The 22,715-nt window shown below is 66.4% G+C and carries 21 protein-coding genes and 1 tRNA gene; 3 read left to right on the forward strand and 19 right to left on the reverse strand.

Annotation, left to right across the window (positions count from 1 at the left end):
* Nucleotides 1-362: 362 nt before the first annotated feature.
* Nucleotides 363-452, reverse strand: a tRNA-Ser gene (locus tag BBH56_RS05345).
* Nucleotides 453-567: 115 nt separating this feature from the next.
* On the opposite strand from BBH56_RS05345, the gene BBH56_RS05350 reads away from it, so the two are divergent.
* Entirely contained in the window at nucleotides 568-1,491 is a 924-nt protein-coding gene (locus BBH56_RS05350; RefSeq protein ID WP_148122174.1) for an HAD-IIA family hydrolase, read from the forward strand.
* On the opposite strand, the gene BBH56_RS05355 is transcribed toward BBH56_RS05350, so the two are convergent.
* From BBH56_RS05355 to guaB, 5 genes are read right to left on the reverse strand one after another with little or no spacing between them, the layout of a single operon-like run.
* Nucleotides 1,450-2,535 carry a proline racemase family protein gene (locus BBH56_RS05355; protein WP_148122175.1) on the reverse strand — a complete coding sequence of 362 codons (1,086 nt, stop codon included), beginning with the start codon at nucleotides 2,533-2,535 and terminating at the stop codon, nucleotides 1,450-1,452. The genes BBH56_RS05350 and BBH56_RS05355 overlap by 42 nt on opposite strands.
* Nucleotides 2,522-3,637 carry an alcohol dehydrogenase family protein gene (locus BBH56_RS05360; protein ID WP_148122176.1) on the reverse strand — a complete coding sequence of 372 codons (1,116 nt, stop codon included), beginning with the start codon at nucleotides 3,635-3,637 and terminating at the stop codon, nucleotides 2,522-2,524. Before BBH56_RS05360 ends, BBH56_RS05355 begins: the two co-directional genes overlap by 14 nt.
* An 8-nt stretch (nucleotides 3,638-3,645) precedes the next feature.
* A complete protein-coding gene (gene tadA / locus BBH56_RS05365) occupies nucleotides 3,646-4,080 on the reverse strand; it encodes a tRNA adenosine(34) deaminase TadA (RefSeq protein ID WP_148122177.1) in 435 nt (144 codons plus the stop codon).
* Nucleotides 4,081-4,094: 14 nt separating this feature from the next.
* Nucleotides 4,095-5,678 (reverse strand): glutamine-hydrolyzing GMP synthase, encoded by a 1,584-nt coding sequence (gene guaA / locus BBH56_RS05370; RefSeq protein WP_069133985.1) that lies wholly within the window; start codon nucleotides 5,676-5,678, stop codon nucleotides 4,095-4,097.
* Between the two features lie 4 nt (nucleotides 5,679-5,682).
* A complete protein-coding gene (gene guaB, locus BBH56_RS05375; protein ID WP_144348255.1) occupies nucleotides 5,683-7,149 on the reverse strand; it encodes an IMP dehydrogenase in 1,467 nt (488 codons plus the stop codon).
* Between the two features lie 117 nt (nucleotides 7,150-7,266).
* Between guaB and xseA the strand changes: the two genes are divergently transcribed.
* Together xseA and BBH56_RS05385 are read left to right on the forward strand one after the other, a co-directional pair.
* Nucleotides 7,267-8,619: an exodeoxyribonuclease VII large subunit gene (gene xseA, locus BBH56_RS05380; protein WP_148122178.1), complete on the forward strand. Its 1,353-nt coding sequence runs from the start codon at nucleotides 7,267-7,269 to the stop codon at nucleotides 8,617-8,619.
* A 78-nt stretch (nucleotides 8,620-8,697) separates the two neighbouring features.
* On the forward strand, nucleotides 8,698-12,186 hold the full coding sequence (locus tag BBH56_RS05385; RefSeq protein WP_148122179.1) for an FAD-dependent oxidoreductase: 3,489 nt from the start codon (nucleotides 8,698-8,700) through the stop codon (nucleotides 12,184-12,186).
* Here BBH56_RS05385 and acpS read toward each other — a convergent pair.
* From acpS to BBH56_RS05450, 13 genes are all read right to left on the reverse strand, one after another.
* Nucleotides 12,183-12,575 (reverse strand): holo-ACP synthase, encoded by a 393-nt coding sequence (acpS, locus tag BBH56_RS05390; protein WP_318262499.1) that lies wholly within the window; start codon nucleotides 12,573-12,575, stop codon nucleotides 12,183-12,185. The genes BBH56_RS05385 and acpS overlap by 4 nt on opposite strands.
* The gene (pdxJ, locus tag BBH56_RS05395) at nucleotides 12,572-13,321 is read right to left on the reverse strand and encodes a pyridoxine 5'-phosphate synthase (protein ID WP_069133980.1); all 750 of its coding nucleotides are present in this window, start codon (nucleotides 13,319-13,321) and stop codon (nucleotides 12,572-12,574) included. Before pdxJ ends, acpS begins: the two co-directional genes overlap by 4 nt.
* Nucleotides 13,296-14,051 carry a DNA repair protein RecO gene (gene recO / locus BBH56_RS05400; protein ID WP_148122180.1) on the reverse strand — a complete coding sequence of 252 codons (756 nt, stop codon included), beginning with the start codon at nucleotides 14,049-14,051 and terminating at the stop codon, nucleotides 13,296-13,298. The genes pdxJ and recO overlap by 26 nt, the downstream gene beginning before the upstream one ends.
* Nucleotides 14,048-14,968, reverse strand: a complete 921-nt coding sequence (gene era, locus BBH56_RS05405; RefSeq protein ID WP_148122181.1) for a GTPase Era — start codon at nucleotides 14,966-14,968, stop codon at nucleotides 14,048-14,050. Before era ends, recO begins: the two co-directional genes overlap by 4 nt.
* Nucleotides 14,961-15,656 carry a ribonuclease III gene (gene rnc, locus BBH56_RS05410; protein ID WP_148122182.1) on the reverse strand — a complete coding sequence of 232 codons (696 nt, stop codon included), beginning with the start codon at nucleotides 15,654-15,656 and terminating at the stop codon, nucleotides 14,961-14,963. Before rnc ends, era begins: the two co-directional genes overlap by 8 nt.
* 19 nt (nucleotides 15,657-15,675) lie before the next feature.
* On the reverse strand, nucleotides 15,676-16,413 hold the full coding sequence (gene lepB / locus BBH56_RS05415; protein ID WP_148122183.1) for a signal peptidase I: 738 nt from the start codon (nucleotides 16,411-16,413) through the stop codon (nucleotides 15,676-15,678).
* 22 nt (nucleotides 16,414-16,435) lie between these two features.
* The gene (lepA, locus tag BBH56_RS05420) at nucleotides 16,436-18,232 is read right to left on the reverse strand and encodes a translation elongation factor 4 (RefSeq protein WP_148122184.1); all 1,797 of its coding nucleotides are present in this window, start codon (nucleotides 18,230-18,232) and stop codon (nucleotides 16,436-16,438) included.
* A 111-nt stretch (nucleotides 18,233-18,343) separates the two neighbouring features.
* Nucleotides 18,344-19,804 carry a DegQ family serine endoprotease gene (locus tag BBH56_RS05425; protein ID WP_318262500.1) on the reverse strand — a complete coding sequence of 487 codons (1,461 nt, stop codon included), beginning with the start codon at nucleotides 19,802-19,804 and terminating at the stop codon, nucleotides 18,344-18,346.
* Nucleotides 19,805-19,809: 5 nt separating this feature from the next.
* Nucleotides 19,810-20,841: a MucB/RseB C-terminal domain-containing protein gene (locus tag BBH56_RS09650; protein WP_198515190.1), complete on the reverse strand. Its 1,032-nt coding sequence runs from the start codon at nucleotides 20,839-20,841 to the stop codon at nucleotides 19,810-19,812.
* On the reverse strand, nucleotides 20,825-21,409 hold the full coding sequence (locus BBH56_RS09655; RefSeq protein ID WP_069133972.1) for a sigma-E factor negative regulatory protein: 585 nt from the start codon (nucleotides 21,407-21,409) through the stop codon (nucleotides 20,825-20,827). The genes BBH56_RS09650 and BBH56_RS09655 overlap by 17 nt, the downstream gene beginning before the upstream one ends.
* A gap of 5 nt (nucleotides 21,410-21,414) precedes the next feature.
* Nucleotides 21,415-22,002, reverse strand: coding sequence for an RNA polymerase sigma factor RpoE (rpoE, locus tag BBH56_RS05440; RefSeq protein ID WP_069133971.1), 588 nt, complete (start codon nucleotides 22,000-22,002; stop codon nucleotides 21,415-21,417).
* A gap of 85 nt (nucleotides 22,003-22,087) precedes the next feature.
* Nucleotides 22,088-22,522 carry a protein YgfX gene (locus BBH56_RS05445; RefSeq protein ID WP_318262501.1) on the reverse strand — a complete coding sequence of 145 codons (435 nt, stop codon included), beginning with the start codon at nucleotides 22,520-22,522 and terminating at the stop codon, nucleotides 22,088-22,090.
* Nucleotides 22,467-22,712, reverse strand: coding sequence for an FAD assembly factor SdhE (locus tag BBH56_RS05450; RefSeq protein WP_318262502.1), 246 nt, complete (start codon nucleotides 22,710-22,712; stop codon nucleotides 22,467-22,469). The genes BBH56_RS05445 and BBH56_RS05450 overlap by 56 nt, the downstream gene beginning before the upstream one ends.
* Between the last annotated feature and the right edge of the window lie 3 nt (nucleotides 22,713-22,715).

Consider the following 22,715-nt stretch of genomic DNA (forward strand, 5'->3'; position numbering starts at 1 on the left):
TTATTGGCGGAGAGGGAGGGATTGATTCGGCCCTCCGGGCCTCACCCTTCGGGCGCATCGCTGCGCGACGCGTCCCAATCGCCTACCGGCGATTGGTCGAACCCCGTCCGCTTGGCTCCGGGGGCTCGAACCCCAGCACTGCATCAGACACAAAAAAGGGGCCGATGGCCCCTGTTTTATGTCTGGCGGAGAGGGAGGGATTGATTCGGCCCTCCGGGCCTCACCCTTCGGGCGCATCGCTGCGCGACGCGTCCCAATCGCCTACCGGCGATTGGTCGAACCCCGTCCGCTTGGCTCCGGGGGCTCGAACCCCAGCACTGCATCAGACACAAAAAAGGGGCCGATGGCCCCTGTTTTATGCTTGGCGGAGAGGGAGGGATTCGAACCCCCGGAGCCCTCTCGGACTCACCGCATTTCGAGTGCGGCGCTTTCGACCACTCAGCCACCTCTCCAGCGATGTAGATTGTACAACATTCCCCGTCGCGAGCGAAAACCACGGTTGCCCCAAGCCGCTGGCTTTCGGACGCGCTATACTGTGGCGCTGAAATCGCGCTCAACAGGACGCCCATGGATCACGCATCGCCCTCTACCCTGTGCTCGGCCCCGCTTGGTTTTACCGCCTACGAGGCCATCCGTCATCGGCTGCCGGCCCCTGCCCGGCCAGGGGCGGCCCGACGTGCCGCCAACCTTGGCGAGATCATGGATCACTTCGACACCGTGCTGCTGGATGCCTTTGGCGTGCTCAATCGCGGGCAGGACCCCATCCCGGGTGTCCCTGAGCGGATCGCCGCCCTGCAGGCCGCCGGAAAGCGGGTCATGGTGGTCTCCAACGCCGCCGGGTTCTCGCATGCGACGTTGATGGCGCGCTATCAGCGTCTGGGCTACCACTTTGACGCCGCCGATGTGGTCACCAGCCGTAAAACCCTGGTGCGCCAGCTCGAGCAGGAGGCGCCGCGGCACTGGGGCATCATCGCCGGCCAGCAGTTCGGTCCTGATGAGTTCCCACCCCTGGACTATCGGATGCTGGCGGATGACATCGCGGACTATCACGCCGTTGAGGGCTTTCTGTTTGTCGGCGCCTCGGAGTGGACGCCGGCACGACAGGATCTGTTGACCAGCAGCCTCCAAGCCAATCCGCGGCGTCTGCTGGTGGCCAACCCGGATCTTCTCGCGCCACAGGCAGGCGGGGATTCCACCGAGCCGGGGACTTTCGCCCACCAGATCCAGGATGCCACCGGCGTCGAGCCGGCGTTCTACGGCAAACCGTTTGCCAACATCTTTGAGCTCGCCCTCGAGCGCCTGGGCCCCGGTATCGACCGCGAGCGGACACTGATGGTGGGCGATACACTGCATACCGACGTCCTTGGCGGCCAGGCGGCGGGGGTTCGCACGGCGCTTGTCACGCAGACCGGGGTGCTTGCCGATATGGATATCGATGCGGCCATCGACTCATCCGGTATCGCCCCGGACTGGATCATCGATCAGGCCTGAGCGCGGATCCAGCAGCCACTCCAGACCGCGCTCGGCGATCACGGGGCTGGTGGCCGGAAGGCTGAGGCGGCACCGGCCGACCACTTGCGGCATGCCGCTGACCTGGGTCCGGATGCTCGGATAATCCCCCACCCGGCTCTGTTCAATGACTCGGCCCTCGAAGGTCGTCCCCGCGGGGCTGGTGTTGCGCAGCGTGGTTCCCACGCCGGCCTGCCCGCGGTGCATCCGCCGGGCGAGGCGCGCGACGGTGCCGGTGCCTGTGGGGCAACCCCAAAGCACGCCGGGGTGACCATAAGTCCCGCCGGTTGCCTGCAGGGACCCCGGCGAAGTCTCGGTCTCGGGCCACATCCAGTGCAGAAACCGCGGCGCCCCGACATCACCCAGCCGCGGGTGCAGATCCTGAAAATCCGCCTGTACCGCCTCGATAATCCGTGCCGCCAGGGCAAGCGCATCCGCTCCGCCCGCGTCCGCCGGGCGCAGACCCAGCGAATCGGCGTTGACCATCACGTAATGACCACCACTCCAGACCAGGTCATACGCCACGGTCCCCAGGCCAGGCAGCTCGACCCGGGCATCGGCCCGATGCACGAAGGCCTCGTCCCCCTCGACGGTCACCCTGACCACCTGCCCATCGCGCCGCTGCACATGCGCATCAACCCGCCCGCCCGGGGCCTCGAGGCGCAGGCACTGCGTGCCATCGGGATGGGTTCCGGGGATGCGGCCACTCTCGATCAGGGCGCAGGCGGTGGCCATGGTGTTCGACCCCGAGAAGAACGGATAGCCCATCACCTCCATGATGATGAACGCCGCCTGGGCCTCGGGGTCATCAGGCAGCGTCAGCAGATCAACGCAGAAGGTCGGCGTGCCATAGGGGGGCTCGATCAGCAGCTGCCGCAGTCCGTCGCCCGGCCCGCTCAGCCACTCCATGCGCTCGCGCACGCTGCGGGTCGCGTCGGTGGGGACACCGGCGAACACCACCCGATGGATGTCGCTGCCCACGGCGACGTCCATCCACTCGAGCGTCCCCGGGTCAGTCGCGGACATGGGGCGCACCCACCCTGTCCCAGTGCCGGTCGGGAACCACCACGAGCTTGCCGACGTAGTCCTTGCCCATGAAATCGCGCTGGGCGTGATGAAAATCCGAAAGCCGATAGGTGGCATGCAGCAGCGGCCGGATCCGCCCTGCGAGGACGTGGCCCAGCAGCCGCCGAAAGTCACTGCGGCGCCCCTGGGAGGAGCCGTTGATCTGGAGCTGCTTGAGATAGAGGGTCCGCAGATCCAGCTCGACCACGGGTCCGGCGATGGCGCCAGCGGTAGTATAGCGCCCCTCAGGCCGCAGAATGCGGAGCAGGTCGTTGAAGTGCGGCCCGGCGACCAGATCGGCCACCACATCAATCGGCGCACCGCCGGTGGCCGCCTCCACGGCCTCCACCCAGTCGGCTGCGCCGCGATCGATCACCGCCTCGGCACCGATCGCCATCAAGGCTTCCGCCTTGTCAGCCCGGGTCACCGCATAGGGGATCGCCCCGCGCGCCCGGCACAGCTGAACAATCCCCGAACCCACACCGCCCGAGGCACCGGTGACCAGTACCCGCTCGCCGGCCTGCACGTTGGCGCGCTCGAGCATATGCTCGCCGGTGAGATAGGCACAGCAGAAGGTCGCCAGTTCCGCATCAGTCAGCGTGGTATCGACGGCATGGGCATTCGCGGCGGGCACACACTGATATTCGGCATAACCCCCGTCACGGCCATGGCCGATGTAGTCGATATCCGCGAGGCTGTCGTCGTCGCGATTGTAGAGGCTGAAGTCGATGACCACCCGCTCGCCGATGCGAGCGGCGGGCACACCCTCACCGACCGCCACGATGACTCCGACACTGTCGGTGCCCTGAATGCGCGGGAACGTCAGCGTCGAGCGGCCCCGGCGCCAGGTGGACACGGCATTGGGATCGGTGTCGCTGCCATAGGCGCCCTCGCGCACCCAGACATCGGTGTTGTTCATGCCACAGGCATGCACTTCGATGAGGACCTCATCGCCAGACGGCCGGGGCACCGGCACGTCATTGCGGTAGGTCAGGGCATCCAGACCGCCATGGCGGTCAAGCTGGACGGCGGCCATGGTCCGGGGCAGTTCAGTCGATGTCATGATGTGCCTCAGCGTTCGCGTCGTACCCGAAAAAAGTCCCTCAAAAGCGCCGCGCATGGCTCTGCCATCAACCCACCCTGCGCCGACAGGCGATGATTGTGGAGCGGATCGTCATGCAGTCGCATGGCGCCCCCGCAGGCCCCGGTCTTGGGATCAGTGGCACCATAGATGACCGTGTCGACCCGGGCATGGATGAGGGCACCGACACACATGGGGCAGGGCTCGAGCGTCACGTAGAGCTGGGTGCCCGGCAGGCGGTAGGCGCCCAGCCGCGTGCCGGCGGCCCGCAGGGCGACGATCTCGGCATGCGCGGTGGGGTCGTGGCGGCCGATGGGTTGGTTGCAGCCCTCGCCGATCAACTCGCCATCGCGTAGCAGCACCGCCCCCACCGGCACCTCGCCGGCGCCCGCCGCCCGTTCGGCCAGCGCCAGCGCACGTTGCATGGCCGCTTCCGGTGTCACTCCCACTCGATGGTGGCGGGTGGCTTGCCGGAGATGTCATACACCACCCGCGAGATCCCGTCGATTTCATTGATGATCCGCCGCGAGACATCATCGAGGAAGTCGTAGGGCAGATGCGCCCAGCGAGCGGTCATGAAATCGATGGTCTCCACCGCCCGCAGCGCCACCACCCACTCATACCGTCGGCCATCCCCGGTGACCCCGACCGAGCGCACCGGCAGGAACACGGCAAACGCCTGACTGGTCCGCTCATACCAGCCGCCGGCGCGAAGTGCCTCAATGAAAATGGCATCGGCGCGGCGCAGCAGGTCCGCGTATTCCTTGTGGATTTCGCCGAGGATACGCACGCCCAGGCCGGGGCCGGGAAACGGGTGGCGATGGATCATTTCCGCTGGCAGACCCAGTTCCAGCCCGATCCGGCGCACCTCGTCCTTGAACAGCTCACGCAGGGGTTCGAGCAGCTTCAGATTCATGCGCTCGGGCAGGCCGCCGACGTTGTGATGCGACTTGATGACATGGGCCTTGCCGGTGCTGGCGCCGGCGGACTCGATGACATCCGGGTAAATCGTGCCCTGCGCCAGCCACTGGATGTTGTCGAGCTTGCCCGCCTCCTCGTCGAACACCTCAATGAAGGTGCGGCCGATGATCTTGCGCTTGACCTCGGGGTCGGCCTCGCCGGCGAGGGCGTCCATGAACCGCGCCTCGGCATCCACGCGGATCACGCGAATGCCCATGTGGCGGGCGAACGTCTGCATGACCTCATCGCCCTCGCCCAGGCGCAGCAGGCCGTTGTCGACGAACACGCAGGTCAGCTGATCACCGATGGCCTTGTGCAGCAGCGCGGCGACCACCGATGAGTCGACGCCGCCGGACAGCCCCAGGAGCACATTCTGATCGCCGACCGTCGTGCGCACCCGGGCGATCAGATCCTCGATAATGTTGTCCGCCGTCCAGTTCCCCGAGCAGCCACAGACGCCGTGGACGAACCGCTCGAGAATGCGCTGCCCCTGGGCCGTGTGAGTGACTTCGGGATGAAACTGCAGGCCATAGAAACCGCGGTCGTCGTCACCGATGCCGGCGATGGGAGCCGAAGGCGTGCTGGCAATGACCTTGAAGCCCGCGGGCAATCCGGACACCCGGTCGCCATGGCTCATCCACACGTCCAGAAGCCCATGCCCCTCGGCGTTGGTGCGGTCCTCGATATCCTGCAACAGCACCGAGTGGCCGCGGGCACGCACCTCGGCGTAGCCGAACTCTTTGGTCTGCGAGGCCTCGACCGCTCCACCCAGCTCGTGGGCAAGGGTCTGCATGCCGTAGCAGATGCCCAGAACCGGGACTTCCAGATCGAGGACGGTCGTCGGCAGCCGCGGTGTCTGTTCGCTGTCTTCGTGCACCGACTCAGGCCCACCCGAGAGGATCACCCCCCGTGGCGCGAATTCGCGGATGCGCTCGGCTTCCACATCCCAGGGGCGGATCTCGCAATACACCCCGGCTTCACGGATGCGACGGGCGATGAGCTGGGTGTACTGCGAACCGAAATCGAGGATCAGGATCCGCTCGGCATGGATATCGCCGGTCATGGCGTCAATCGCTCCGGTAGTTGGGCGCTTCCTTGGTGATGCTCACATCGTGGACATGCCCCTCGCGCACCCCGGAGTTGGTGATGCGTGCAAAGGTGGCCCGCTCGCGGAACGAGTCGATGTCCGCACAGCCGCAGTAGCCCATGCTGGCGCGCAGACCGCCCAGAAGCTGGTGAATGATGACGTTCATCGGGCCCTTGTAAGGGACCCGACCCTCGATGCCCTCGGGCACCAGCTTGTCGGCGTCGCGGGCGTTTTCCTGGAAGTAGCGATCCGATGAGCCCTGTTTGCCGGACATCGCACCGATCGAGCCCATGCCCCGGTACGACTTGTAGCTGCGGCCCTGATAGAGCTCAACCTCGCCGGGTGCCTCGTCGGTACCCGCGAACATGCTGCCCATCATCACGCAGTGGGCGCCGGCGGCCATGGCCTTGGCCATATCCCCGGAAAAACGGATGCCACCGTCGGCGATCACCGGCACATCGGTGCTGGCCAGTGCCGTGGCGACGTTGTCGACCGCCGTGACCTGGGGCACCCCGACGCCGGCGATGACCCGGGTGGTGCAGATGGATCCCGGGCCAATGCCCACCTTGACCGCGTCGGCACCGGCATCCGCCAGGGCCCGCGCGGCATCGCCGGTGGCGATGTTGCCACCAATGACCTGTACGCCGGGGAAGTGACGCTTGATCCAGCCCACCCGATCGATCACGCCCTTACTGTGGCCGTGGGCGGTGTCCACCACCAGCAGATCGGCGCCCGCCTCGGCCAGCGCCTCGACGCGCTCCTCGGTGCCTTCGCCCGTAGAAACCGCCGCGCCCACACGCAGGCGGCCATATTCGTCCTTGCAGGCGTTGGGGAAGTCCTCGGCCTTCTGGATGTCTTTGACGGTGATCATGCCGCGCAGCTCAAAGCGGGGGTTGACCACCAGCAGCTTCTCGATGCGGTGGCGATGCAGCAGCGTGAGGATCTCGTCCCGCTCGGCCCCTTCCTGGACCGTCACCAGCCGGTCCTTGGGCGTCATCGCATCGGTCACCTTCATGTCGAGCCGGGTCTCGAAACGCAGATCACGACTGGTGACGATGCCGGTGAGCTGACGGCCCTCGACCACGGGGACGCCGGAGATGCCGTATTGCCCCATGAGCGTGATCACCTCGCGGATGCTCGCCTCGGGGTTGACGGTGATCGGCTCTTTGATGACGCCGCTTTCGAATTTCTTGACGATGCGCACTTCCCGCGCCTGGTCTTCGACGCTCATGCTTTTGTGCACGATGCCGATGCCGCCCTGCTCAGCCAGCCGGATGGCGAGGCGCGATTCGGTGACCGTGTCCATGGCGGCGGAGAGCAGCGGGATATTGAGCCGGATGTCGCGGGTCACCCGCGTCGACAGGTCGACGGCCTTGGGCAGCACATCGGAGTAATCCGGCAGCAGGAGGACGTCGTCAAAGGTCAGGGCTTCCTGGGCGATCTGCATGGTGACGTCCTCTTCTGGCGCGATGGTAACCGTCTATTATAGGCCGCCTCCTGCCTGAACGCCAATGTCAGAAACGCTGCATCTGGCATTCAGGGCATGAGCTGCTACGCTCGATGTATGGACAGCCCTGACGCCCGTCACGTGTACACCGTCTCTGATCTCAACCAGACCGTTCGGGGCCTGCTCGAACAGGCGCTCCCGCTGGTATGGGTCGAAGGCGAAATCTCCAATCTCGCCCGGCCCCGTTCGGGGCATCTGTACTTCACCCTCAAGGATCCGGATGCCCAGGTGCGCTGTGCACTGTTCCGCAACCGCGCCATGCGCCTGCGCACGACCCCGGCCAATGGTGACCAGGTACGACTGCGGGCACGCATCGGCCTCTACGCGCCGCGCGGTGAATACCAGCTGATCGCCGAGCACCTGGAACCCGCCGGGGATGGGGCGCTGCAGCGGGCGTTCGCCGAGCTCAAGGCCCGCCTCGAGCGCGAGGGCCTTTTCGATCCGGCCTGCAAACAGGCGCTGCCGACCCTGCCGCGGCGCATCGGCGTCATCACCTCGCCCACCGGCGCCGCCATCCGCGACATCGTCAGCGTCCTGCGCCGGCGGTTTCCGGCGTTGCCGATCCTCATTTACCCCGTGGCGGTCCAGGGGGCCCAGGCCACAGCGGCCATTGTCGAGGCCATTCATCGCGCCGATCAGCGCCAGGAGGTGGATGCCCTGATCGTCGGCCGGGGTGGCGGCTCGCTGGAAGACCTGCAGGCCTTCAACGACGAAGCGGTCGCCCGCGCGATTCACGCCTGCAGCCTGCCGACCGTCAGTGCCGTCGGCCACGAGGTGGACGTCACCATCGCTGATCTGGTGGCCGATGAGCGTGCCGCCACGCCATCGGCGGCCGCGGAGCGGCTGTCCCCCGACGGCGAGGCCCTCGGGCGCCGTGTGCAGCAACAGCAGGCCCGCCTCAGCAAAGGCCTGTCGCGGGTTCTGGGCGAGCGCCGCGAGCGCATCCATCGCCTGACCCGGCGGCTGAATGCCCAGCATCCCGGCCGGCGGCTGCGGGATCGCGCCCAGCGGCTGGATGAGCTTGACCAGCGCCTGGGACGCGCCGTCCGCGCCCGGATGGCAGAGCGCGCGCGGCATGTCGAGCGGGTCCAGCAGCGCCTGCAGGCCCAGGACCCGACCCCGCGGATCCAGCGGCTCAGTGACACCACGGATCAACTCGCGCGGCGCCTGGACCGTGGCGTGCGGGAGCTCATCACCCGGAAGCGGACCCGGGTCGAGGCCCAGGCCCGCACGCTCGACAGTCTCAGTCCACTGGGCACGCTGGCCAGGGGCTATGCCATTGTCCAGCCCCGGGACGGCCAGGCGGTGATCCATCGCGCGACGGATGTCGCCGTCGGTGATCCGATCCGCGCGCGCCTTCGCGAGGGCACGCTGATCGCGCGGGTCGAGGATCACGACGAGGGGAGTTAAACCCCATTTCAGCTGGCTTGTTGCGCGACAACGCCGGGCGCATCATGCCGGGATCATCCACCCCTGCGTTGGAACCTTATGGATCTTGATCTGAGCCTGGGCCGTTTCGGCCTCGATTTTACCGCCCTTCAGACACCCGAGGGCCTTGCCCGCGTCGACGCGGCCTTCCTCGATGAGCTGGACAGCGCGGCACCCGCCCTCGCCGCCCGGCTGCGGGACTACCGTGGCCGCGACAGCGACCTGCCCGGCACCCAGAACAGCGAACTGCTCATCGAGCTCGGCCCCTACGTCGAGGCGTTCATCGGCCGACTGTTCGGCATCGAATCCGAGCTGCACGAGCTGCGCGAGTCGATTCTGGCCGACGACGTGGTCATGCAGTTCAAGCAGGCGTTCGTGCAGCGCCGCGTCAAACGCCACCGCCGCCCCGTGGAGCACACGTTCGAGGCCCTTGATGCCGCGGTGCGTGCCAGCTTGGGCGAGGTCGCCGGCGATGACGAGGAGCGCGCCATCGCCCGGTTCGGCATGGCACTGCTCGAGGACGAAGCCGCCAATGCCGAGGCCATCGAAACGCTGACCGCCTGGTGCAAGCTGGCCCGTCAGACCCAGGCCGGTCAGGCGCGGGTGCGTGGCTGGGCAAGTTTCAAGCTGCCCGAGCGGGTCGATCACTTCGATCGCGTGCCCGCCGAGCGGGTTGAGGTGGATGGCGTCGAGCGCCTGCAGGCCGAGCCCTCCCGGCGCCGGGCGCGGGATGGGTTCTCGCTGACCGACTACCGCATGGACTCGCGTCACGTGCAGAGCGAGATCCACTACTGCATCTACTGCCATGACCACGAGGGAGACTTCTGCTCGAAGGGCTTCCCCGAGAAAAAGACCCAGCCCGAGCTGGGCTTCAAGGAGGATCCGCTCGGCGTCACCCTGACTGGCTGTCCGCTCGAGGAAAAGATCTCCGAGATGCATGTGCTGCGCCGGGATGGCTACAACCTGGCGGCGCTGGCCATGGTGATGGTGGACAATCCCATGGTGCCCGCCACCGGCCATCGCATCTGCAACGACTGCATGAAGGGCTGCATCTACCAGAAGCAGGACCCGGTCGACATCCCTCAGATCGAGACCCGCGTCCTCAGCGACAGCCTTGATCTGACCTGGGGGGTAGAGCTCTATCACCTGCTCACGCGCTGGAACCCACTGCGCCGCGAGCAGTACATCCAGCAGCCCGACAATGACCGCCGGGTGCTGGTCGCCGGCATGGGCCCGGCGGGCTTTACCATGGCGCATCACCTGACCATGAACGGCACGGCCGTGGTGGGTGTTGACGGGCTCAAGATCGAGCCCCTGCCGGCCTCGCTGCTCGATGCCCCGGTGCCGCGCTGGGCGGATCTCCAGGAGGATCTCGATGAGCGCATTCTGATGGGCTTTGGCGGCGTCGCGGAGTATGGCATCACCGTGCGCTGGGATAAGAATTTCCTCAAGCTCATCTACCTGACGCTGGCCCGGCGGCATAATTTCAGGGTCTATGGCGGGGCGCGGCTGGGCGGCACCGTGACCCTCGAAGACGCCTGGGCGCTTGGGTTCGACCACGTCGTCAACGCCACCGGCGCGGGCCTGCCGCGGGTCGTGCACATGGGCAACAGCCTCGCCCGCGGCATGCGTCAGGCCAGCGACTTTCTGATGGCCCTGCAGCTGACCGGGGCCGCCAAGGCATCGAGTCTCGCAAGCCTGCAGGTGCGGCTGCCCGCGGTGGTCGTGGGCGGTGGACTCACCGGCGTGGATACCGCCACCGAGGTGCAGGCCTACTACGTCAAACAGGTCGAGAAAATCCTCGAGCGCTACGAGCGGCTATCCGAGCGCCTTGGCGAATCGGCCGTCACCGCCGGGATGAACGACGAGGACCAGGCGACGCTCGAGGAATTCCTCACGCATGGCCGCGCCATCCGCACCGAGCGCGAAAACGCCGCGCGGGAGGGCCGCGAGCCCGACTTCAACCCGCTGATCCGCGCCTGGGGCGGGGTCACCGTCGCCTATCGCAAGGGCATGACCGACTCGCCGGCGTACGTGCGCAACCACGAGGAGGTGATCAAGGCCACCGAGGAAGGGCTCTACTACGCCCAGGGTCTGGAGCCGCTCCACGCCGAGGTGGATGAGTACCAGCATGTCAGCTCGCTGGTCTGCCGCGAGCTCGACCGGCGCGATGGTAAGTGGGCGCCCACCGGTGCCGAACGGCGCCTGCCCGCCCGGGCGATCTTCATCGCCGCCGGCACGGTGCCCAACACCATCTACGAGCGCGAACACGCAGACACCTTCCGGCTCGAAGGCAACCACTTCCTTGCCCACACCCCCACCGATCAGGGGCTGGAGCCGGTGGCCGACGCCGAGCATTCCAAGTCCCGGGTGTTTGGCCCCTTCACCTCCTATCAGGAGGGCGGCCGCCGGGTGACCTTCATCGGCGACACGCATCCGGCGTTCCACGGCAGTGTGGTCAAGGCGATTGCCTCGGGGATGCGTACTTATCCCTACGTCATGGCCGCCATGGCCCATGAAGTCCCCGGCACTGACGAGTCTCACAGCGATTTCCTGACCCGGATGGACGACCTGCTGACCGCCCGGGTGGTGGAGGTCAGAAACGACAACCCGGCAATGGTCGAGGTATGGGTCAAGGCGCCCATGGCAGCCCGGAACTTCCGCGCCGGCCAGTTCTATCGCCTGCAGACCTTCGAATCACTGTCACCCGTCGTCGATAACACGCGCCTGCAGATTCCGCTGATCACCGTGTCGGGCACGGGGGTCAAGGATGACTGCATCCGATTGATGGTGCTGCAGTGGGGCGCGGGGCCACGCCTGGTGGGCCGGCTGCGCCCCGGCGACCCGCTGGTGCTCATGGGCCCCACCGGCGCCCCGACCGACATGCCCACCGGCCGTACCATCATGGTGGTGGCGGGCCGCTGGGGCGCGGCGGTCATGCTGGACATCGGCGCCGCCCTGCGGGCTGCCGGTAATCGGGTGCTGTACGTGGCCGCGTTCGGCGGTGCCGGCGATGTCGATCATCAGGACGAGCTCGAGGCCGGTGCCGACCAGATCATCTGGTGCACGGCCCGTGAGGACACCATCGAGCCCCGCCGGCCCCAGGACGTCAGTCTGCAGGCGACCGACATGATCGATGTGGTGAAGCGCTACGATGACGGCGACATCGGCCCCGCCGAAGGCGGCATCCCGCTGTCGGATGTCGACCGCATCATGGTCATGGGCGGCACCGGGCTGCTGAAGGGCTTTCAGCAGGCGGTCCGTGGTGAACTGGCGACACGCGTCGCCGAGGGCTGTGACGCCTTCGGGACCGTGGGCAGCCCGATGCAGTGCATGATGCAGGGCGTGTGCGCCCAGTGCCTGCAGTGGCAGATCGACCCCGAGACCGGCGAGCGCACCCGACCGGTGTTCTCCTGTGCCGGCCAGGACCAGCCGCTGACCTGGATCGACCTCGACAACCTCTCGGCCCGCCAGCAGCAGAATCGCCTGAGCGATCGGCTCAACTCGCAGTGGCTCGAGCAGGTCCTGCCCGAGGCCGAGCCCCGTTAGCGCTCGAGGATGACGAAGGCGAGCGCGTAACCGCGCTCGTCGCTAATGCTCAGGTGCGCGGATCGCACGCCCAGACGCTCGGCCTGGCGGCCCGCCGCCCCGGTCAGGGTCAGGCCGGGCGCGCCGGCGCCGGTGTGGGTAACCACCAGTTCCGACAAGCGCGCCTGCGCCCCGATGCCGCAGCCCAGGGCCTTGGCGGCGGCTTCCTTGGCGGCGAATCGGCGGGCCAGAAAGGCCGCGGCCTGGCGGTCGCCGGCGGCATGGGCCTGATAATCCGATCGCTCGGCCGGGGCGAGCAGCCGCGCGGCCAGTCGGGTGGAATAGCGTTGCTGGAGCGCTTCAAGCCGATCGATTTCAACCAGATCGGTGCCGATCCCGACAATGCTCAATGACGCGCCTCACGGATCAGGCGTTTCATCTCACGCACCGCGCCGTCCAGCCCGGCGAAGATGGCGTGGGCAATGATCGCATGGCCGATATTGAGTTCGGTGATCTCGGGCAGCGCGGCAATCGGCGCCACATTGTGGTAATGCAGTCCGTGCCCGGCATTGACCTGCAGCCCCAGCGACGCCCCCAGGCTTGCCGCCTCGCGCACCCGCTGGAACTGGGCATGGATCTCGCCATCGCTGCGGGCATCGGCAAACGCGCCGGTATGCAGTTCGACCACCGGCGCGCCTACTTCGACCGCGGCATGCAGCTGCGCCGGTTCGGGGTCGATGAATAACGACACGCGGGATCCCGCCTCGGTGAGGGCCTGACAGGCGTCCGCACAGCGCGATGGATCAGAGGCCACATCCAGCCCGCCCTCGGTGGTCAGTTCCTCACGCCGTTCGGGCACCAGACAGCAATCCGTCGCCCGGATGCGCTGCCCGATCGCGAGCATCTCATCGGTGACCGCCATTTCCAGGTTCATCCGGGTCTGCAGCGTCTGTGCGAGGATCTCGACATCACGGTCGGTGACATGTCGCCGGTCCTCGCGCAGATGCACTGTAATGGCGTCGGCGCCGGCCTGCTCCGCCACCTGCGCGGCGTGGACCGGATCGGGATAGCGGGTGTCGCGCTTGCGCCGCAGCGTCGCGACATGATCGACATTGACGCCGAGCAGTGGCTCAAGACTGCCCTGATGATGGGCCATGATCAGGATCTCCCCTGGCTGTGGTGCGACCGTAGAGTTCGCGGGTTTTCAGTGGACGGTTGCCAATATGCGGCTCCAGCGCGGCCCGCATCAGGTCGCGGCTGGCCCGTGCGGTGGCCTCGGTGAGCGTCGGCCGGGCAAGGCCGAGCAGTGTTTCCCCGCTGACCACTTGACCCGGTGCGTCCGGCCCCGCCACGGGGATGGCCCCTCGCCCCGGATCGTAACGATACCACCGCGACGCGACCAGCGGCGCATCCTCGGTATCGCGCGCCAGCGGCAGGCCATAGCCGAGCAGCCCCAGGAGATCGCGCTCGAAGCCGCGCAGCGCCACGGCCTCGGGCACCGCTTCCGCCAGCGCCTCGAGACAGTTGAGGTAGTGCTCGAACACCCCGGGATGCGGGTCCTCGCGCCCCAGCAGACGCATCAGAAGCTCATTGATGTAAAGCCCACTGACCAGACGCCGGCCCTTGAGCATGAACGGTCGACCGGCCGACTCGACCTGGCGCAGGCTGCCCATTTCGCCGCGGCTGCGCCACGACAGCGCAAGCGGCTGAAATGCCTGAAGCAGGCCCGCCGTCCGCGACCTGCGACTCCGCGCGCCGCGCGCGACCAGGCCCACCCGGCCGTGGCCGCGGCTCAGCACCTCCAGCAGCAGGCTGGTGTCACGATACGCCCGGGTATGCAGGATGAACCCCGGCTCGAGGGTTGCCACCCGCGGCGTCGCGGTCATCGATCGGCGCTGTAACCCAGCGACTTGAGCAGTCGGGCGTCATCGGACCAGCCCTCGCGGACCTTGACCCAGAGTTTGAGGTAGACCCGGCCGCCCAGCAGGTGCTCCATCTGCAGGCGGGCCGCCGCCCCGATGCGCTTGGCCTGCTCGCCCCCTTCGCCGATGACGATGCGGCGCTGGCCGACGCGCTCGACCCAGATGATCGCGGCGATTCGGCGCAGCTGCCCCTCCTGCTCAAAGGCCTCGATCTCCACCGTGCTCGCGTAGGGCAGCTCATCGCCCAGCATCAGGGTCAGCTGCTCGCGGATCAGCTCGGTGGCCATGAAGCGCTCATCGCGATCGGTGATCTGGTCGCGGGGGAACAGCGCCGGCCCGCGCGGCAGGGCCTCGATCAGTGCGCTTTCAAGGGCATCGAGCTTGTCGCTTTTAAGCGCCGACACCGGGACCACGGCGGCGAAATCGTAGCGCCCGGCGAGCGCTTCGATCTCGGGCAGGAGCCGATTCTTGTCGCGCAGCCGATCCGCTTTGTTGATCACCGCCACCACCGGTGCCCTGACGGTCTGCAGCCGTTGGAGCACGCGCTCGTCGGCGTCGGTCCAGCGCCCTGCCTCGATCATGAAGACCACCACATCGACATCGCCCAGCGCACTGCCGGCGGCCTCGTTCATGTAACGGTTCATGGCGGTCCGCCCGCCCTCGTGCAGGCCGGGTGTGTCGACATAGACGATCTGAGCGTCATCGCGCTGGTGGATGCCAAGAATGCGGTGGCGCGTGGTCTGCGGTTTGCGCGTGGCGATGCTCACCTTCTGGCCGAGCACGGCGTTGAGCAGGGTCGACTTGCCCACATTGGGGCGGCCGACCAGTGCGACAAACCCTGAGGCAAAGTCGGTGTCCGTCGCGGATTCGGTTTCAGTCATTATTCTTTCCTGTGTCGGCGGCGGCGATCTTGGCCAGCAGGTCGTCTGCGGCCGCCTGTTCCGCCTGGCGTCGGTTACCGGCCGTGCCTTCCCCGGTAAGCTGGAGCGACTCGCAGTGACAGCCGACGCGGAAGGTCTGTTGGTGCGCCCGCCCGCTGACCGCATCCACCTGATAGGTGGGCAGTTCAAGGTGCCGGGCCTGGAGATATTCCTGGAGTCGGGTCTTGGGGTCTTTGAGTGCCTCCATGTCGGGCAGGCGGCTGAGGTGCGCCTCGAACAGCTGCAGTATCACCTGCCGCCCCGCCTCATACCCCCCATCCAGATAGACCGCACCGATCACCGCCTCAAGCCCATCGGCGAGGATGGAGTCGCGGCGACTGCCCCCGGTCTTGAGTTCGCCACTGCCCAGCACGATGTGCGCACCCAGATCGATCCCCCGGGCGATCGCAGCCAGCGCATTCTTGTTGACCAGCGCCGCCCGCAGCCGGCTGAGCTCACCCTCGTGCAGTTCGGGACGGCGCTCAAAGACCTCAGCGGCAATCACGAAGTTGAGAATCGAATCACCCAGAAACTCGAGTCGCTCGTTGTTGGGGCCCTCGGCGCTGCGATGGGTGACCGCCTGATCGAGCAGCGCCGGGTCCTCGAACGCCCGACCCAGGTGGCCGACAAGATCTGCGCGGTGCGTCATACCCAGCCGCTCCCTGCCGTCATTGGATCACATCGCCCATGCGTGACCAGTTGGGCCCCCCATTCCAGCTGAGCCAGACGAAAAACGCCTGCCCGACCAGATGATCCCGGGGCACGGTGCCCCAGAAGCGGCTGTCACTGCTGCGGTCCCGGTTATCCCCCATCACGAAGTACTCGCCCTCGGGCACCGTCAGGCTCAGCTGCCGGTCATGGGGCGAGCGATGCACCAGCATCTCATGCCAGTCGCCGCCCAGCTGCTCGCGCAGCAGGTTGAATGCGTCATCGCCGCGCCAGGCGCCGAGGCGCTCCACCTCGAGGGGTTCGCCGTTGATGATCAGGCGCTTGTCGACGTAGGACACGGTATCCCCCGGCAGACCGACAATGCGCTTGATGTAGTCCTGAGAGGGATCCTCGGGATAGCGGAACACCGCGACATCGCCGCGCGAGGGATCGCCCACCGGCACGATCAGCTCATGCGCCACCGGCAGTCGCAGGCCATACCCGAACTTGTTGACGAGGATGAAATCGCCCACCTCGAGCGTCGGGAGCATGGACCCCGAGGGGATGCGAAAGGGCTCGATGACGAACGAGCGGATGATCAGCACGATCAGGATCACGGGAAACAGCGAGCGGCCCAGATCAAACCACCACGAGACCCGCGCATCAGCGGCGCGCCGACGGCGGCGGAACCGGTCGATCACCCAGATGACGCCGCTCACCAGGGTGAGGATGACCAGGAGCTGTTCAAAATCGGGCATTGTCATGGGCTAGTACGCCGGTTCATTTATCGTTATCAACCTGAAGCACGGCCAGGAACGCGTCCTGCGGGATTTCAACGCGCCCCACCTGCTTCATCCGACGCTTACCCTGCTTCTGTTTCTCAAGCAGCTTACGCTTTCGGGTGATGTCGCCCCCATAGCACTTGGCGGTCACGTTCTTACGCAGTGCCTTGACCGTCGAGCGGGCGATGATCTTCGACCCCACCGCCGCCTGAATGGCCACCTCGAACATCTGCCGGGGGATGATTTCTTTCAGCTTTTCGGTCAGATCGCGGCCTCGGTATTCGGCCTGGTCGCGATGAACGATCACCGACAGCGCATCCACCTTGTCGCCGTTGACTCGGATATCGAGCTTGACCAGCCGCTCGGGCTGGAAGCGGCGGAACTCATAGTCAAACGAGGCATACCCCCGGGACGCCGATTTCAGGCGGTCGAAGAAGTCGAGCACCACTTCGCCCATGGGCATCTCGTATTCAAGCGACATCTGATTGCCGACATATTGCATGCCCTTCTGCACGCCGCGCTTTTCCTCGCAGAGTTTGATCACCGCACCGATGTAGGTCTGCGGGACGAGGATGCTGGCATGGATGATGGGCTCGCGGATCTCCTCGACGTCGTTGACCGCCGGCATCTCCGAGGGGTTGTGGATCAGGAATGCCTCGCCGTCCTTGTTGACGACTTCATGCACGACCGTCGGCGCGGTGGTGATCAGATCCAGGCCATACTCGCGCTCGAGCCGCTCCTGGATGATCTCCATGTGCAGCATGCCGAGGAATCCGCAGCGAAACCCGAACCCGAGGGCCTCGGAGTTCTCGGGTTCATAATGCAGCGCGGCGTCATTGAGCCGCAGCTTGCCGAGGGCATCGCGGAATGCCTCATAGTCCTCGGAACTGGTGGGGAACACCCCGGCAAACACCCGCGGCTGGACCCGCTTGAAGCCGGGCACCGGCGATTCGGTGGGTCGACGGGCGCTGGTCAGGGTGTCGCCCACCGGGGCACCGTCGATGTCCTTGATCCCGGCGACCACGAATCCGACCCGGCCGGTCTCGAGGATGTCCCAGGGCATCCGCTTGGGCGTGAAAATGCCCAGGTTATCCGCCTGGAACTCGCGCCCGGTGGACATGACCTTGATGCGATCGCCCTTGCGCAGCACGCCATCAAAGATCCGGACCAGACACACGACGCCCAGATAATTATCGAACCAGGAGTCGATGATCAGCGCCTTGAGCGGTCCCTCGGGGTCACCCTGCGGGGCCGGCACATTGGCCACCAGCGACTCGAGCAGGTCGTCGATCCCATCACCGGTCTTGGCGCTGATCGGGACCACTTCCGAGCCATCCAGACCGATGATCTCCTCTATCTGCTGGATCACCTGTTCGGGCTCGGCCGAGGGCAGGTCGATCTTGTTCAGCACCGGAATGACTTCGAGATTCTGCTCCACCGCGGTATAGCAGTTGGCGACGCTCTGCGCCTCGACACCCTGCGAGGCATCCACCAGCAGCAGCGCCCCTTCGCAGGCATACAGCGAGCGACTGACCTCGTAGGAAAAGTCGACATGCCCGGGGGTGTCGATGAAGTTGAGCTGATAGGTGCGGCCATCCGCAGCGGTGTAGTCCAGCGACACACTCTGCGCCTTGATGGTGATGCCGCGCTCGCGCTCAAGGTCCATTGAGTCGAGCATCTGCTCGTTGGACTGCCGGGACTGGAAATGTGCCGAGCGTTCGATCAGGCGGTCCGCAAGGGTCGACTTGCCATGATCGATGTGGGCGATGATGGAGAAATTTCTGATCTGGTCCATGAAGTCCTGGCCGGGGTCGGGCCGGTTGCGGAAACAAATCAGCCGCGGCGGCTTGATGCCACCGCGGCCTCATCGGCGCAGGGCCGACACGCTATCGCGGTACGATACCGATCAGGGGATACGCAGGGCAAGAAACCGCTGACTCCCGTCTCGCAGTACCAGCAGCGGGACACGGCGTCCCGACTCCATACCGGCGATGATCTCGCGGAACGCCTCGACCCCCTCGACCGGGGAACGGTTGACCCGGGCGATGACATCCCCGGGCTCGATCCCCGCCTCGGCGGCCGGCCCGCCATCAACGCCGGCCACGACAAGCCCGTCAACATCCGGCTCCAGGCCCAGCGCATCACGGCGCTCGGCCGTCAGGGGCTGCAGCATCAGTCCCAGCTCCTCGAACGCGCCGGGTTCGGTCTGCGGCGACCCGCCACCACGCTGGCCGGCATCGTCCGGCAATTCAGCCAGGGTGACCTCCAGCGTCTGACGCTCGCCATCGCGCATCACCACCACTGGTACGGTCGAGCCGACGGTCGCCTGGCCCACGATCGGTGGCAGGGCACCCGACGTCGCAACATCATTGCCGTCGAACTCAAGCACCACATCCCCCGGCTCAATACCGGCGGCCGCGGCGGGGCTGTCCGGCAGGACCTGGGCGATGAGGGCCCCCTCGGGCCGATCCATGCCGAAGGATTCCGCCAGATCGCGGGTAACGTCCTGGATCACGACGCCCAGCCAGGCCCGGCTGACTTCGCCCCCGTCACGCAGCTGATCGGCCACATCCATTGCCAGCTCGATGGGAATGGCGAAAGAGATGCCCTGAAAGCCCCCGGAGCGGCTGTAGATATGCGAATTGACCCCGATCACCTCGCCGTCGAGGTTGAACAGCGGGCCGCCGGAATTGCCCGGGTTGATCGCCACGTCGGTCTGCAGGAAGGGAATGTAGTTTTCCATGGGCAGACTGCGCTGCTTGGCGCTGATGATGCCGGCGGTGACCGAATATTCGAAACCGAACGGCGCACCGATGGCCAGCACCCACTCACCGACCTCGACTTCGGAGGACTGGCCGGTTTCCACCGTTGGCATATCCTCGCCATCCACCTTGAGCAGGGCGAGATCCGCCCGGTCGTCGGCGCCGACCAGTTCCGCGGTCATCTGGCGGCGATCGTTCAGCCGGACGATGATCTCGCTGGCGTCCTCGACCACGTGATTGTTGGTGAGGATGTAGCCGTCCTCGGAGATGATGAATCCGGAGCCCAGCGACCGGGCGTCGCGGCGCGGCGGCGCCTGCTCCGGCCCTTCGTCATCCATGAACCGGTCCATGAAGTCACGGAATGGATGCCCCTCGGGAAGATCCTCGGGGTCGGGCATGCCCGGCACATCGGGCATGCGGGCGCGGCCTTCCGGCTGGGCCTGGGTCGTGCTGATGTTGACGACCGCCGGGCTGTTTTCGCGCACCATGTCGGTGAAATCCGGCAGATTCTGGGCGCCGACACCCGGCGCCAGCAGCATCGTGACCGCCATCAGGGCCATGGCCCCCCGGCGGGTGCCACGGGAAATCGATCGTAAGAGGGTCATTCGGTTTACTGCCCTGTCGCGTTGGGTTGACTGGAGCGGACCATGGCATTGGCCATCCGTTCCACGGTGATTGCCGGTACCTGTCCGACAACCAGAATCTGGACACCGTCATGCGTTCGCGCATGGATGTTCACACCGCCCATGCTCATCGCGCCCTGGAGCGCCTCGGCCGCCTCGGATTGCTTGATGTAGACCGAAACACTGGCGATGCCGTCCGAGAACACCAGATGCCGAACCGGCCGTTCGTGGCCCGGCAGCGCCTGAGTGCGATCCGCCTGTCGGGTGAAGCCGGGGGGAGGATCGGTCAACGACCAGTCGCCATGGACCGGGCCATCCTGGTCGGCCGCCGCATTCCCGCGGGTCGCCCGCTCGAAAGTCGCGCCCTCGTCAGCGAGCACCGGATCAAGCAGGCTCGGATCCATTGCCTCACGACGGTTCAGCTCGACCACCATGAAGCGCTCCACCGGCCAGCCGTCGGGCTCGAGGATATCGGCCCGCAACACAATGCCGGTCTGCTGGTCGAGCCACAGCGCATACCCATACCGCAGATCGTCCTGAGGGATCACGCGAAGCCGCTGCGCCGCGCGTTGCGCGACCCGCCCCTGTCCCTCGAGATTGAGCGTGTAGGACTGATCGAGCCGATCAATGGCATCCGGATCGGGCAGCCGCAGCGAGCGGTTCGCGTAGCGCTGGCGGGGATGGGGAGCGGCGGTGGGAGAAATGTAGGTGGTGGTGGTCGGCGTTCTGAGAATCTCGCGCGGGGGGCCTGACAGCGACATGAGCCGTTCACGGCTGCCGTCCGCCACGGAGGCATCGCGCCACAGCCGCAGCGCTTCGACATGCGCCCCCTGTTCGTAGATCACATCGGCAACAAAGCTGTGACGCCCCATCGCATCGCTGGCATGTTCCAGCCACCCGCTGGCGCTGCGCGGGGTTTCCGCCGCTGCCAGGTTGGCAAGCAACAGGGCAAGCGCCAGTAGGCCGGTCGCACCGCGTCGGCGGCCGCGCCGCCACGATGGATCAGCGTTCGCGGTCATGACCGATGATTCTCGCCGACTCCAGAGTCCCGCCAATGGGCCGGGCCGTGGTCTGGTCATTGTGATCGATGAAATAGGGCTGGAGCTGGCGTCGCACCTGTGCGTCGACGCCGTCGTCCTGCCGGGCCGCTGAAGGACCGCCCACCCGCGAAAGACTGCCGTTGGTGGGCTCCGCAGCGATCTGCACGGGGGTAGCCGTGGGTGCCGGCGTCGAGGGCGCGGTGAACATCGGCCAGGCGACCACCAGCCCCAGCGCGACACTCGCCGCAATGGCCAACCCCGCCACCGGCTGGACCATGAACGAAGCCCGTCGCCAATTGGCTTGGGCCAGGGCGTCGTCCGCTTCGTGGGCGGGCTCTGCCTCGAGCTGCCCGCGCACCCGATCCGCCAGCCCCTCGACACCGGCGACATGCTCGCCACGCACGGCGGCCCGCATTGAATGGTAGCGCTCGAGCGCCTGCCTCAGCCCCGGATCGGCGGCCAGGCGGCGCTCCAGAAAGCGACTTTCATCACGACCCAGCTCGCCGTCTACATAGGCCGAGAGTTGTTGATCCGTATCATCCTGCATCGCTATCACCCGTCTGTACCGGACACCAGCGGCCGCAGCCGCTTATCAATTGACTCACGGGCACGGAATATCCGTGACCGGACCGTTCCTATCGGGCAGTCCATTGCCTCGGCGATTTCCTCGTACGTGAGCCCGTCGAACTCACGCAGGGTGATCGCCGTGCGCAGGTCATCGGGCAGATCCTCGATGGCGCTGACCACTGTCTCCTGCACTTGGTCCCGCTGCGCAAGCGCTTCTGGCGACTCCTGATCCTTCAGACGCGATTCGATGTCATATCGTTCAGCATCCTGGGCATCAATGTCATTATCCGGTGGCCGCCGGCCCTGCGAGACCAGATAGTTCTTCGCCGTATTGATCCCGATTCGATAGAGCCAGGTGTAGAAGCTGCTGTCGCCACGAAACCTCGGCAACGCCCGATAGGCCTTGATGAATGCCTCCTGGGAGACATCCATCGCCTCAGCGTGATCATGCACGTACCGGGAGATGAGCTTGACGAGCTTGTGTTGATACTTGAGCACCAGCAGGTCGAACGCCTGCTTGTCACCCGCTTGAACACGCTCTACCAGCTCCTTGTCCGCATTGGCGGTACTCATTCACCCTCCGCAATGACCCGTGAGTCTGGTAGAAGTTCAGTCATCCTGATGAGGCTAGCGGATCGCCCCGACACCGGCAAACGCCTCAGCATGCGCTCACGGCCCGGCGCAGCTGCCGATGGGCCTCGCCCCCGAGAGCGTCCCGCGGTATGAACAGCGCCCGGCGATCCCTGCCGTCGGCCAGCGCCAGCACCACCAGCGCCGGCCAGATCCGACTGTCCCGGAGACGATACCGGGCCTGTGCCCCATCATACCGCCACATCCGCACATAATGACCGGATTCAAGCTGAAAGGCCTGAACCGCCCGGGGTTGCGTCGGCCAATGCCGGGGCACCGTCCACGCCGCCACCGCGAGGGTCAGGATCAGCGCCGCAATCCGCAGGGTCGGGGCCAGCCCGGGTGCGACCAGCGCCACCAGAACCGCCAGCAGGAACAGTCCGATCAGCGCCCCACGCAACCAGGCGCTAGGCGTGAGTCGGTAGATCGGAGGCGTGGCGAATGCGGTTGACGATGTCGACAAGGCTTTCCTCCGAGGGCCGCTGACCATTGACCAGCCAGTCGATGAGGTGGTCATCCTCGATGGTCAGAAGGCGGTCAAACGCCTCGCGTCCCTCGGCATCAAGCGCGTCATAGCCCTGGGCCGGCGCGTCCAGGAACCGGGTCAGCAGTCGGTCCAGTTCCGTGGTTCCGCGCCGGCATCGCCAGCGCAATCT

The organism is Spiribacter roseus, assembly GCF_002813635.1.
GTDB lineage: Bacteria > Pseudomonadota > Gammaproteobacteria > Nitrococcales > Nitrococcaceae > Spiribacter > Spiribacter roseus.